Genomic DNA, 13,341 nt, shown 5'->3' on the forward strand with positions numbered 1-13,341 from the left:
TTTATGAAAGTTAAATCACTGGCACTTGTTGTTGTTTCAGCTCTGTCTTTAAGTTCAGTTGCTGCATTTGCTGCAACCACAACAGTTAATGGCGGTACTGTTCATTTTAAAGGTGAGTTGGTGAACGCAGCATGCGCTGTTGATGCTAACTCTATAGAACAGAAAGTACAGCTTGGCCAATTCCGTACTGCTAAGTTAGCAAAAGCAGGCGATACCAGCTCCCCTGTTGGTTTCAGCATTCAGTTGAATGACTGTGATACTACTGTTGCAACTTCTGCGAAAGTGGCGTTTAAAGGCGTAGCAGCAAATGCCGCTAACCCAACTGTTCTGGCGATTGCTGGCTCAGCTGCGGGTTCTGCGACTAACGTCGGTATCCAAATTTTAGATTCTAAAAGCGTACCTCTAGGTCTTGATGGTGCAACATTTGGCAGCGCTATCACCCTGACTGACGGTAACAACGTTCTACCATTCCAAGCACGTTACTATGCACTTGGTGCAACAACAGCGGGTATCGCTAACGCTGATGCAACGTTTGCGGTTCAGTACGAGTAATTATTGCGCGATGGATGAAAGGTTAAAAACCTAATAGGCCAAGGAAGGCTTCTTATCAACAAAACTAAAAAGGTGAAAGCTCATGAGAGGGCTGATACTTGCTCTACTACTTTTGGTTTCTCCGCTTATGGAAGCTGGAAATAAGTGGCAAGTCCAACTTCCTGGTGGGGGGATGCGCTTTCAAGGGGAACTGATTGCTGAAGCTTGCAGTGTTGAAACTTCAGATAGAAGTTTAACGGTGGATATGGGGCAGTTGCGAACCAATATGCTCAATGCACCCGGTCAAGATACCGACCCTGTGATCTTTGACATTCATCTCCGTGAATGTAGCACTGCCGCTAGCGAATATGTCTCAATCACTTTTTCGGGTATTGCTAACGATAAAAACCCAGCGATCTTTGCGATTGGTAATGGACCTAACACGGCAACAGGTGTGGGGCTGGCTATTTTTGACTCAAAAAATACCTTGATCCCAATAAATAGTTCACCACGAAAAATAGAGCGCGTCAGTAACGGTGATATGACTTTACATTTTGTCGCTAAGTATCGTGCGACTAGTTACCAAATTACGGGCGGAAAAGCGGATGCTCAAGCGCTGTTTTCGCTCACTTATGAATAAAAACATCAAAAAGATGTTTACGCATATTTTTAATGTTTTTAGTAAAAGAAGGACAGATGTAAACATGAAAACAGGAACAACTCGTAAGCTAATTACTGCGTTATTTATATTACTCTGTTCAAGTATATCGACTCAGGTATATGCAGGTGTAGCACTCGGCGCAACGCGGGTTATTTACCCAGCGGGGCAAAAACAGGTTCAACTTGCCGTTACTAATAATGACGAAAAAGGGGTTTTTCTCATCCAATCATGGGTGGAAAACGCTAACGGCCAGAAAGACAACCAGTTTGCTATCACACCTCCGTTGTTTTCTATGCAAGGTAAAAAAGAAAATACCTTACGGATTATTGACGCGACTAATAACCAATTGCCTAAAGATAGAGAAACTCTGTTTTGGTTAAATGTCAAAGCAATACCTGCTATGGATAAGTCAAAGCAAAATGAAAATACGCTGCAATTGGCTATTATCAGCCGCATCAAACTCTATTATCGCCCTACAGGTTTGGCGATTGCGCCAGACAAAGTCGCTGAAGAATTACGCTTTAAACGACAAGCAAACTCATTGGTTGTCATTAACCCAACACCGTATTTTGCCACGGTGACAGAACTGAAACTGGGTGCGGTGAAGTTAGACAATGTACTCGTACCGCCATTCGGAGAAATGTCAGTGAACGCACCGGTTAATGCAACTGGCGGTATTTCCTTCCAAACCATCAATGATTACGGTGCATTAACCCCAAAAATGACGGGGCGTACTCAGTAACGGCTGGCTTTTTACTTATAAAAACGAGCTAACCATCATTTTGAATTAAATAACTTACTGAGCGATTTAGCAGATCGGGTCGGAGGGAACATGTCATATCTGGCATCTGAAAAAGAGCCACTAATTTTGGGGAAGAAAACATTTTTTGGCAATCAATCTGAGCGCCGTTTTCCCTTAATTCCATTGGCATTCTTTATTGGTGTCTGCCTATACCCAACTTGGGCAGAGGCAGAATTATATTTTAACCCACGCTTTTTGGCTGATGATCCATCTGCTGTTGCTGATTTATCTGCTTTTGAACAAGGCCAAGAAGTGCCTGAAGGCACTTATCGTGTTGATGTCTATCTTAATGACGGTTATTTATCGACCCGAGATGTCCGTTTCACGGCAGATAAAAACAGCAAAGAATTATCGCCATGCTTAACACTGGGTGATTTAGCCAAAATGGGTGTCAAAACATTGGCAATTCCTGATGTTGAGAAGATCCCTAAGGACACTTGCCAACCATTAAAGGCACTGATTGCTGATTCTACGTCAAAATTTGATGTCGGCTTACAGCGCTTATACATCACTGTGCCTCAAGTGTATATGAATGATAGAGCGCGAGACTTTATCCCTCCTGAATACTGGGACTCAGGTATTACTGCGGGTATTTTAAATTACAGCCTCACAGGAAGTCGTGCGCGTAATCAAAATGGAAGTCATAGCAGCTATACCTACCTGAATTTGCAGAGTGGATTAAACCTTGGGCCATGGCGTTTGCGTGATAATTCCACATGGAGCCACAGTAGCGGTAGTGTGAATAGTGAAACGCGTTGGGAACATATCAATACTTATTTAGAGCGTGGTATCAATGAGATCCGTTCACGCTTGACGGTGGGTGATAGTTACACGGCGGGTGATATTTTTGACAGTTTTAATTTCCGCGGTATCCAATTAGCTTCCGACGACAATATGTTGCCGGAAAGCGAGAAGGGTTTTGCCCCAGTGATCCGTGGTGTTGCGCGCGGTACTGCTGACGTTTCAATTAAACAAAATGGCTATGAAATTTACCGTAATACTTTCCCGCCGGGGCCTTTTGTTATTAATGATTTATATGCGGCAGGGAATAGCGGTGACCTCCAAGTCACCATTACAGAAGCTGATGGTTCAATACAAAGCTTCACTGTGCCTTATTCTTCAGTACCTTTACTACAACGTGAAGGGCATACCAAATATGCGGTCACCGTGGGTGATTACCGTTCAGGAAACGGTCAGCAGGAAAAACCGACTTTTGTGCAGGGCACTATAATGCGCGGTTTATCATATGGTTGGACTGTATATGGTGGAACGCAGCTGGCGAATCGCTATCAATCTTTTAATGCTGGTATTGGTAAAAACATTGGCATATTTGGGGCTCTATCCATTGATATTACACAAGCCAACGCCAAGCTACCTGATGATAGTACTCATCAGGGGCAATCTATCCGCTTCTTATATAACAAGTCGTTGAATGAAACAGGAACAATTATTCAATTGGCTGGTTACCGTTATTCAACAAAGGGCTACTACTCATTTGCAGATACCACTTATAAGCGAATGGATGGCTATAATCTTGCGACGCAAGATGGTGTTATACAGGTCACGCCAAAATTCACTGATTACTACAACTTAACGTATAACAAACGTGAAAAAATTCAATTAAGTCTGACTCAACAGTTAGGTGAACAATCAACGCTATATGTCACGGGAAGCCATGAGACATATTGGAATACCAATAAATCAGATAAACAGTTACAGGTTGGTATCAACACGCTGATTGAAGGGATCAACTGGGGATTAAGTTATAGCTTATCGAAAAACTCTTGGCAGGATGCAAATGACCAAATGTTGGCACTGAACGTGAACATTCCATTCAGCAATTGGATGCGTTCAGATAGCCAATCCATCTGGCGTAATGCGAGCGCCAGTTATAACGCATCCCACGATTTAAAAGGTCGTGTGACGAATACCGCAGGTATCTATGGAACATTGTTGGATGACAATAACTTAAGTTATAGCGTGCAAACAGGCTATGTCGGTGGTGGGCAGGGCAACTCTTCAGCGACGGGTTACACCTCTCTTAACTATCGCGGTACCTACGGTAACGCTAACGTGGGGTATAGCTACACGAATGATTTACGCCAGATGTACTACGGCTTAAGTGGTGGGGTTTTAGCCCATGCGAATGGGGTGACATTAAGCCAGCCAATGAATGATACGGTAGTTTTAATCAAGGCGCCGGGGGCGGGAAATGTCAAAGTTGAAAACCAAACTGGTGTAACAACGGACTGGCGTGGCTATGCAATATTGCCATACGCCTCTGATTACCGTGAAAACCGTGTTGCCCTCGATACCAATACATTGGCCAATAATGTCGACCTCGAAGATCCTGTTGTCAGTGTCGTACCAACTCGAGGGGCCGTGGTGCGCGCGGACTTCCGTCCTAAAGTGGGTGTAAAAGTACTGATGACTCTCATGAGACAGGGTAAGCCAGTGCCATTTGGGGCGGTAGTGACTTCAAAAGGCAGTAATGGCGGCAGTATCGTTGCAGACGATGGTCAAGTTTATTTAACCGGGTTACCTCTAACAGGGCAATTGATTGCTCGCTGGGGTGATAGTCCAGATGCACAATGCCAAGTTAGCTACACATTACCTGAGCAAAGCCAGCAGGAAATACTCAGCAAGTACCGTGCAGAATGCCTCTAAGGAGTTAAAAGTGTTTGATAAATTAAAGATTTTTTTTGCAACGCTGCTGACATCGATGCTGTTTTCTGTAACGACTTATGCAGCAGATAGCACGATCAATATTAAAGGTAATGTTAAAGATAACACCTGTGCGGTTGCTCCGGGGTCTCAAAACCAAGTGGTTGATTTGCTAAATAATGCCGTTAGGCAATTGTATGCGGTTGGTGAGGTGACGCCGGTTATACCATTTCAGATTGAGCTCACCCCTTGTGGCGCATCAGTGATAGCGGTCAAGATTGGCTTTGTGGGTATTGCAGATGCCAACAATACGTCATTGCTCGCATTAGATCCTGGCGCTGCTAACGCTTCGGGGGCGGGTATACAAATTTTAGATGGTAGCAGAACGCCATTAGTGCTCAATGCCAATAGCAGCAACATCACGTGGACACCACTGGTTGCAGGTCGAGGCAATACTTTGCAATTTTATGCACGACTGATGGCTTCTAAGTTGCCTGTTGTTGCTGGGCATGTGAGCGCGACAGCAACGTTTACGCTTGAATTTCAGTAAATAGAGGATGCCATGATTGATAACAATTGGAAAAAGATCACGGCGCTGATATTGGGTTTGTTATCTGTTCAGATAACCTCAACCTATGCGGCGGACGTCACGGTAACCGTAAATGGCAGTGTAGTGGCAAAGCCTTGTACGGTTGCTACGACCACAGCCAATGTTGATTTAGGTGACTTGTATACCTTCAATTTGATTTCTGCTGGCTCTGCCTCTGAATGGCATCCGGTTTCATTGAATTTAACGAATTGCCCTGTTGGTACATCTGCCGTCACTGCAACCTTTAAAGGAACCGCCGATACCACTGGCTACTATAAAAACCAAGGCACAGCAGGCAATATTCAGCTGCAGTTACAGAATAGTGCAGGTACCAATTTGAATAATGGTGCGCAGCAAAAATTGCAGGTCAATGATTCGACATTGTCGACCAGCTTCCCATTACAAGTTAGAGCGTTGTCAGTCAAAGGTGGTGCGACGCAGGGAACGATACAAGCTGTGATTGATGTTACCTACACTTATCAGTGAGTTAAACCATGAATGTAAAAAAAACGATTAAATTACTTTCCGCTAATCTGCTGATTTATTTAGCCAGTATCTCTTCTGCCTATGCATTTACTTGCTATGACTCAACAGGTAATACATTGAACAGTGCTGCGGGGACAGGAACCGCCAACGTTTATGTTAACCTTCAGCCGAGTGTACAAGCAGGGCAAAACTTAGTCGTGGATCTGTCGCAATCCATTTTTTGCCGTAACGACAGTCCTTCAATCCGTAGGGACTTGGTGAGTATGATCCGAGGCTCTGCTTATGGCGGAGTGCTGTCGAGCTTTAATGGTTCACTACGATACTATAGCTCAAGCTATCCATTCCCACTGTCATCGCCGACTCATCAACAGAATTTCCCTTCGGGGAATTACACTGCATGGAACACGCAACTGTATTTGACACCTATTTCAGCAGCAGGTGGTGTGGTTATTAATAAAGGAACCCATTTTGCTACATTAGTGATGTATCAGGTCGGCTCCGATATTATCGGTGGTGGTAATGTGCATACTGCGACCTTTACATGGAATTTATATGCCAACAATAATGTCGTTGTTCCGGTTGGTGGCTGTGATGTTTCTTCGCGTAATGTCATCGTTAATTTGCCTGAATATCCGGCGAATGCGCCAGTGCCACTCACCATTTACTGTGCAAGAAATCAAAATATTTCGTATTACCTGACAGGCTCTACGGATACGAGCTCCTCCATATTTACAAATACCCTTTCTGGTACGAATGCGGCAAAAGGGGTAGGGATCCAATTAGTACGCAATGGAAATGCGATCCCAGTTAATCAAAATGTACAGTTAGGGCAAGTGGGAACCTCTGCCGTAAGCTTAGGTTTAAGTGCACGATATGCACGTACCACAGGGCAGGTTAGCGCAGGAAAAGTACAATCAGTGATTGGCGTTACTTTTATCTATGATTGATTTGTAAATTAGGCTGAATTGTTAGGCGGCAATAATGTAAGTAAGAATATTGTCGCCTCATCTAAAGGCAGTCAACAGGCCTTAATGAAAGGCGCGATACCTTGAAGTATGATGAATATAAACAAGCGGCCAACGGTTGAGATATAATGTGCTGGCCGCTTATTGAGCACTATTTAGCGATGAGTTCACCAATTTTCACCGCAGCCCAACCCGCTGGTGTGGTTGCACCGCCGACGATATTGGTCATTTCTGAAATCCCTTCTGGAACTGGGATATTCGAATTCACTGCAGCTTGTGTGTACTCTTTCGAAATATCGGTACCTACATAGTAAATGGAAGTCAGTACCAATGTGCCACAGATAAACATTCTAAACATATTGCGCTTACAGAATGGCGTTACCATGGCTAATAAGAACATCAATGAAGCAAGGTCAACGAAAGGTAATACTTTGTTGCCTGGTAGGACGAAGGCTAGCACAATCGCCATTGGGATCAGCAATAGCCCCGTTGCTAACACAGAAGGTTCACCAATTAACAGCGCGGTATCCATACCAATATAGAAATCACGATTAGGGAATTTCTTTTTCAATTTGGCTTCAACAGCATCGCGAACAATTAGCAGCCCTTGGACTAGAATTTCGATCATTTTAGGCAGCAATAACATGGCTGCTGAAACGGTGACCGCAAGTGCGACCGATTCACTGATTGGGTAGCCTGCCATGAGCGCTAATACCAAACCTAAAATAAAGCCCAATGTTAATGGTTCACCAAATACGCCAAATTTTTTATTAATGGTTTCGGGTTCGAGGTTAATTTTATTTAACCCTGGGATTTTCTCGATAATATAGTTTGTCACAATGCCAAATGGCACATACATAATACAAGTTAGATGCGGGAACGAGATACCTTGCAAATTATAATTACGCTGTAGATAAGGTGCAGTAATATCTGCCGCGACTAAGGTGGCGATAAAAATCACATAAGTGATACCAATCGACAACCAGTAGCTTTCAGTACCTGCATACACCACAGAACCGACTAATAAGAATATCCAGTAGTTAAAGATATCAATATTAATGGTTTTGGTTAACTTGAATAAAACCATCACTAAGTTGATAGCAATAAAGCCTAATACTACTGGCACCATAATTGGTGAGCCCCAGCCAATCGTCGATGCGGTTGGCCAACCCGTATCAACCACCGTGAGGTTTAAACCCATTTTTTCAACCATCGATTGCGAGGCAGGGCCTAGATTCGATAGTAATAAGTTGATCACTAAGCCAACACCGACAAAACCGATGCCGACTAACATACCTGCTTTAAAGGCGGTGCCAACGCGGACGCCAAAGCATAATGCAATAATAAAGAATATTATTGGCATCATGACCGAAGCGCCCAAGCCTATGATGTTGTTAATTATATCCATGCCTTCCTCTCTATGCTCGTTATATTTCGCGCCGTGGCGTTGTCGTTTTCGCCTAGCCACAGCACGAACTATTTAGAGCATATTTATCCACTGTATTTAGAGTAAAAATCTAATAACTAAACAAGTAACTTATTGATTTTCAATTGCTATAATGACTCAAAATACATAGGGTTTATTTTTGTAGGGTATAGGGTGCCCCTGACAGGTTTCACCCTATCGTTTATTTTTTATATTTTTTTATCGACGTTCTGTTGGTTAAATTAATTATTGTTGTTTTAAAAATATCTCGGCAAATAGTTTTGGTGTATTACTAAATGCATCTAAGGTACTGCCTGCCATGTGGGGCGTGATGGTCACATTGTCTAATAGATAAAATTCGCTCTCCTCTTTTAATGGCTCATCATCAAAGGTATCGATAGCGGCACCCATAATGCGTTTGTCTTTTAGCGCTTGCAGTAAGTCGCGCTCATTAATTAAACCTGAACGTGCAGTATTAATAATTACCGCAGTAGGTTTCATTAATTTAAAGTGTTTTTCGTTGATCAAGTTTTGCGTTTCAGGGGATAAACGCGCGTGTAGTGAAATAATATCCGCGACCTTGACCAGATCTTCGAGTGAATCGACCTTGGTGTAGCCGTCAACATGGTCAACGTATTTATCGTAAAATATGACGTTGGCATCAAAGCCCTTAAGGAATTTAGCCACTAATTGAGCAATATGACCAAAGCCGATTAACCCAACGGTTTTACCGCCAATTTCTGGTATTACATCTGCATTAACAAAATCTTTACGCCAATATTTGTCCTTTAAGGCATCGTGTGCACGTGCAATATTGCGTGTTTCAGCTAACATCATGCCAACGGTAAATTCAGCCACACTGCGTGCGTTACGCCCTGGCGTATTCATGACTTCAATGCCTTTGCTTTCCGCATAGTCTTTATTGATGTTTTCGATGCCGCCACGTAATACACCGATGTATTTCAGTTTTGGCAGCTTATCGATCACTGCTTTATTCACTGGGGCGAATTGAGTGATCACTAACTCAACATCTTGTAAATCTGAATATAAATCTGCGGGTAATGCCACCGCTTCGGCGCCGTGTTGCTCAACTTGCAAGTTGTCTTCTTGCAGTTTTTCGATAGAAGGGTGTGCCCATTGACGAACGGTAACCTCATAGCCTTGTTGGCGCAGCTTTTCTAGCCCCGCTTCCATGGTCGGTTTATCGATAAATAGATCGGCGATTGCCAGACATTTCATGTTGTTCTCCAAACTTTTTTGTCAAATTTGTTGTTGCCCTAGGGGCTAGCGCATTAACATCCCACCAGTGACATCAATGGTTGCTCCCGTCATATAACTGGCTTTTTCTGAAACTAAAAATACCCCAATATCGGCAATCTCAGTGGGGGAGGCGACACGCCCAACTGGAATGCGATTCAGATAATATTGCGGGTCTTTTTCTAGATTGCCGCGGATCATTTCTGTATCCATAATGCCAACGGCAATGTTGTTAACATTAATACCTTGCTTAGCAACCTCACGCGCCAGTGATATAGAGAAGGCGACTAAACCTGCTTTGCTGGCGGCGTAATGTGAGTGGCCTGTGGTTGAACCATGAAACGCCGCTTGCGAGGTGATATTCAGCACTGAACCGGTTATTTGCTTGGTTGAACATTGATTAATAAATAATTGGCTTAAATGGAAAACGGATTTTAGGTTAATATTCATCACGTTATCCCATTCTTTCAGTGTGATATCAGCAACCATACCTGTCGGCCAAATACCTGCATTATTAATCAGGATGTCGAACTGTTTAAAGTGAGTGAGTCCCTGTTCAAACAACGCGTCGATCTCTTGGCTGTCGCCTAAATTGGTTTGGATAGCAATCACATTAACGCCATCTAAACCATTTAACTCTTCAACTAACGCCAATGCGGCTTCTGGGTGGCTGCGATAGGTAAAACAGACGTTAACGCCTTCTTTTACTAGTGATCGCACCAATTCACGTCCTAGGCCAGTTGCACCGCCCGTGACCAGCGCATTTTTACGTTGCAAATTGAGTTCCATGGTCAACTAACTCCTTAATTAAGCATCAATAGGTTGCTGGTGGTTATGTGATTTCCACGTCGGTTGCATATCATCTAGCATGCGTTTGTACATGGCATATTTCTTGGCATAGACGGCTTGCTTATCGGTTTGTGGGTGGATCACTTCAGACACTTTGACCATCGCATCACATGCCGCAAATACATCAGGGAAGTAGCCTTCCATCACTGCTGCGGTCATGGCTGCTCCAAGGGTGCCATGCTCTTTCACATCAACGATTTCTAATTGGCTTTGGAAGATGTCGGCAAAAATTTGCAGCCAAACCGGTGAATGAGTAATACCACCTGCAATACGGATCACATTGCTTAATTGTGGGTTAATGCGGCGTAGTCGCTCGACGTGATAAAGGTGACTAAATGCGACGCCTTCATAGATAGCACGTAGGAAGTGAGCGCGTTGATGGAAACTAGTGACACCAACAAAACCTGCGGTGGCATCGGGAATGGTGTTTGAGCCAAACACAAATGGGAAGAACATCAATTGGCTCTCATCTGGCGTGGTGGAAGCCACTAGCTGATTACACAGCTCATACACCGAACTGCCTTTGGCTTCTTCGAGTTGCTTATCCGCTGCCATAAATTGGGTGATAAACCACTCTAAATTACTGGCAGACGTCGGGCTGGCTTCAGTGATTTGCCAGCGGTTTTCCATTGGATAAATCGAGGTCATAAACAAGTCTTTATCCACTACTGGTTTGTCGGTGACGTACTCGTTGATGCTCCATGTTCCTGCAACAATGGCTAATTTGTTGATTTGGTTGATACCTGAAGCCAATGAAGAAGCTGAAATATCAAAAATACCACCAGAAACGGGTGTGCCTGCTTTGAGGCCAGTTAGTGCAGCGATTTCTTCTGTGATGCGACCGCAGCAGTCAGTGGATAATTTGATAGGTGGTAGTTTGTCTTTCCACGATAGCCCGCCCCAAAAAGCAAGCAATTCATCGTCGTAGCAGCGATCGCGTACGTTAATCAAGTTAGTGCCTGAAATATCGGTCAGCTCTTGCGTGGCTTCGCCAGTCAGGTAGAAACGGATCAGGTCTTTCACCATAAAAATATAACGAGCCTTTTCTAGTGATTCAGGTTCGTTATCTTGCAGCCAAGCGAGTAGGGCGACAGGTTGTCCTGCCCAAATCGATTGCATAGTTTTAGGCAGAATGTCACTTTCAAATTTAGGTGATTGATACCATTGCTCGACATATTTTTTGGCACGGTTGTCGGTGGAAATAATACCGTTACGAGTCGGTTTTCCCTGTTCATCAACCAAATAGAGACCATTGCCATGCCCAGTGACTGAAATACCAATAATATCAGCTGCATCAATGGCGGATTTTTTGAGGACTTCTTTGATAACTAAAAGGTTTGATTGCCATAATTCCTCAATATCCCTTTCGGTAAAAAAGGGTTTTGGGGTGATCATACGGGTGGTGTTGGACGCAATAGACAGTACTTGGCCTTCGAGATCGTAGATAGCGGCTTTAGTCACCGTGCCGCCATTATCGATCCCCATAATGTATTTTTTATTGTTCATGATGTTCCTCTTACCCTGCATATTTCGCTATACAACGTTATTGTCTTATTGTGAATCGCTGTAGAACGTTTATTTTGGGTTTATCATTATTTTAATTATTTGAGCTGTAATGGTGTTGGCGTGTAGGGTTTACAACTCAAATTTTTATTACCACAATGTGTGTTCACTAGTGGTAATGCCGTTAAAACCGGTATAAAAAATCTTTTCAACTAAGTATTTTCGCTTAACAAAGCCGCCAGCAATAAATTGCGTATTGGCTTGGTTAAAGCTGCGTTTTAATAAATCAAAACAGGTACAAGCATATTCAGCGGGTAATAATTCAATTGCATCCACATCCACGGAATAGTTTTTGACCATATTGCTGGCCTGCTCCAATGAACGTGAATCCACTAATAACACGCGAAATATAGTTTCTAGCCCCTCTTTTTTGGCATAACGTAGGGCGGTAAAATTTGACGAAATAACACCATCCACCTTATAAAAGTTTTTTAATACGGTGACGCCAGCTTGATCTGGTTTAAATCCACCTAATAATTCCAAATGGACTAACACCTTTTTCCCCGCTTTATGGCATTTCCCAATCATCGACTGTAAATTGCCGATATCGGCGTCTGGCAATAAAATATATTCAGAGTGGCTCGCAAGCGCGCGCTCGAAATATTTATAGTTGCGGACGGATGGGATGATGGTGTTATTTAAGTTCATTCTAATGGTTCCTAATTTTTATTTTGATAGAGCGCAAATGCCTCTTCAGGTGATGCATCGAGATGGATAATGGCGTTAAGGCCAGCCACCATCGCAACAGGTTTCGGGTCTTGGGTGATGTTACGACCAACGGCAACGCCTTTGGCACCCATCTTCATACAGTGCTCAACAAATTTGAAGTAACTCAGTGTATCGGTTTTTGGCCCACCGAGTGCTAATACTGGCACCATTGAGGCTTCAACAATCAAATAGTCGTCTGGCGTGCCGGAGAAACGGGTTTTGATAATATCGGCACCGAGTTCAACGGCGATACGGGCAGAGTCAGCAATCACCTTGGCTTCGTTGGATTCAGGGCTAGTGACCGCATAGCCATATGGCAGTGATTCAACGATAAATGGCATGTTCCATTGTTCAGCTTGTTTGACCAATCTTGCCGTCATGGCGTGGGTTTTCTCTTCGTTGAATGCACCTGGGAAAGTCATGCATACCATACCGTCAGCATCCATTTTTAGTGCTTCTTCTGCGCCAAAAACTTGTTGGGTATCAGGCACGCTGTTGTCATACACATTGACTGTAGAATCGACACGTAGCACGATTGAAACATCATTGAACGCATCTGCATAGTTTCTTGCCATACCATAAGTGATTAAGGCGCAATCTAAACCGTTAGCAGCCAGTTCAGGCATTCTTTTGATGGTGTTATCGATGCCTGCGGTTTTGGTGGAGAAAAAATAACCGTCGAGTGCCAGTGTGACGGATTTACCATCTTTTGCAAAAATTTTGGATAAGCGGCGTTGTTTAGACATAATATTTCCTTTATAAAAAATAAAAAAAGCCCTCAGAGACCATGTTGATCTCTGAGGGCTTTCAGTTCACTGACCCTGTGGTTTGCTGTTTTTC

Annotated in this window: 13 protein-coding genes; 7 read left to right on the top strand and 6 right to left on the bottom strand. The window is 43.5% G+C overall.

The features are described from left to right. The first annotated feature begins 3 nt into the window (after nucleotides 1-3). From fimA to AC3Z9T_RS19300, 7 genes are all read left to right on the top strand, one after another. Nucleotides 4-552, top strand: a complete 549-nt coding sequence (fimA, locus tag AC3Z9T_RS19270) for a type 1 fimbrial major subunit FimA (protein ID WP_490127708.1) — start codon at nucleotides 4-6, stop codon at nucleotides 550-552. Nucleotides 553-634: 82 nt separating this feature from the next. After that, entirely contained in the window at nucleotides 635-1,171 is a 537-nt protein-coding gene (locus AC3Z9T_RS19275) for a fimbrial protein (RefSeq protein ID WP_490127709.1), read from the top strand. A 64-nt stretch (nucleotides 1,172-1,235) separates the two neighbouring features. Next, on the top strand, nucleotides 1,236-1,934 hold the full coding sequence (locus AC3Z9T_RS19280) for a fimbria/pilus periplasmic chaperone (RefSeq protein WP_490127710.1): 699 nt from the start codon (nucleotides 1,236-1,238) through the stop codon (nucleotides 1,932-1,934). A 90-nt stretch (nucleotides 1,935-2,024) separates the two neighbouring features. Further along, nucleotides 2,025-4,661 (top strand): fimbrial biogenesis usher protein, encoded by a 2,637-nt coding sequence (locus tag AC3Z9T_RS19285; RefSeq protein WP_490127711.1) that lies wholly within the window; start codon nucleotides 2,025-2,027, stop codon nucleotides 4,659-4,661. Between the two features lie 55 nt (nucleotides 4,662-4,716). Continuing rightward, nucleotides 4,717-5,208 carry a type 1 fimbrial adaptor subunit FimF gene (fimF, locus tag AC3Z9T_RS19290; protein ID WP_490127794.1) on the top strand — a complete coding sequence of 164 codons (492 nt, stop codon included), beginning with the start codon at nucleotides 4,717-4,719 and terminating at the stop codon, nucleotides 5,206-5,208. 12 nt (nucleotides 5,209-5,220) lie between these two features. After that, nucleotides 5,221-5,733, top strand: a complete 513-nt coding sequence (fimG, locus tag AC3Z9T_RS19295) for a type 1 fimbrial minor subunit FimG (protein WP_490127712.1) — start codon at nucleotides 5,221-5,223, stop codon at nucleotides 5,731-5,733. A gap of 8 nt (nucleotides 5,734-5,741) precedes the next feature. Further along, entirely contained in the window at nucleotides 5,742-6,680 is a 939-nt protein-coding gene (locus AC3Z9T_RS19300; protein ID WP_490127713.1) for a fimbrial protein, read from the top strand. Nucleotides 6,681-6,849: 169 nt separating this feature from the next. Here AC3Z9T_RS19300 and AC3Z9T_RS19305 read toward each other — a convergent pair whose 3' ends face one another. From AC3Z9T_RS19305 to AC3Z9T_RS19330, 6 genes are all read right to left on the bottom strand, one after another. Further along, the gene (locus AC3Z9T_RS19305) at nucleotides 6,850-8,106 is read right to left on the bottom strand and encodes a PTS galactitol transporter subunit IIC (RefSeq protein WP_014657114.1); all 1,257 of its coding nucleotides are present in this window, start codon (nucleotides 8,104-8,106) and stop codon (nucleotides 6,850-6,852) included. Between the two features lie 264 nt (nucleotides 8,107-8,370). After that, nucleotides 8,371-9,363 carry a 2-hydroxyacid dehydrogenase gene (locus tag AC3Z9T_RS19310; protein WP_490127714.1) on the bottom strand — a complete coding sequence of 331 codons (993 nt, stop codon included), beginning with the start codon at nucleotides 9,361-9,363 and terminating at the stop codon, nucleotides 8,371-8,373. Nucleotides 9,364-9,408: 45 nt separating this feature from the next. Beyond that, nucleotides 9,409-10,170: an SDR family NAD(P)-dependent oxidoreductase gene (locus AC3Z9T_RS19315; protein ID WP_490127715.1), complete on the bottom strand. Its 762-nt coding sequence runs from the start codon at nucleotides 10,168-10,170 to the stop codon at nucleotides 9,409-9,411. An 18-nt stretch (nucleotides 10,171-10,188) separates the two neighbouring features. Beyond that, nucleotides 10,189-11,736, bottom strand: coding sequence for an FGGY-family carbohydrate kinase (locus AC3Z9T_RS19320; protein ID WP_490127716.1), 1,548 nt, complete (start codon nucleotides 11,734-11,736; stop codon nucleotides 10,189-10,191). Between the two features lie 147 nt (nucleotides 11,737-11,883). Continuing rightward, nucleotides 11,884-12,441 carry a glycerol-3-phosphate responsive antiterminator gene (locus AC3Z9T_RS19325; protein ID WP_369514835.1) on the bottom strand — a complete coding sequence of 186 codons (558 nt, stop codon included), beginning with the start codon at nucleotides 12,439-12,441 and terminating at the stop codon, nucleotides 11,884-11,886. Between the two features lie 11 nt (nucleotides 12,442-12,452). Then, a complete protein-coding gene (locus tag AC3Z9T_RS19330) occupies nucleotides 12,453-13,247 on the bottom strand; it encodes a class I fructose-bisphosphate aldolase (RefSeq protein ID WP_490127717.1) in 795 nt (264 codons plus the stop codon). Nucleotides 13,248-13,341: the final 94 nt, after the last annotated feature.

This window comes from Providencia sp. 6390, from assembly GCF_058148425.1.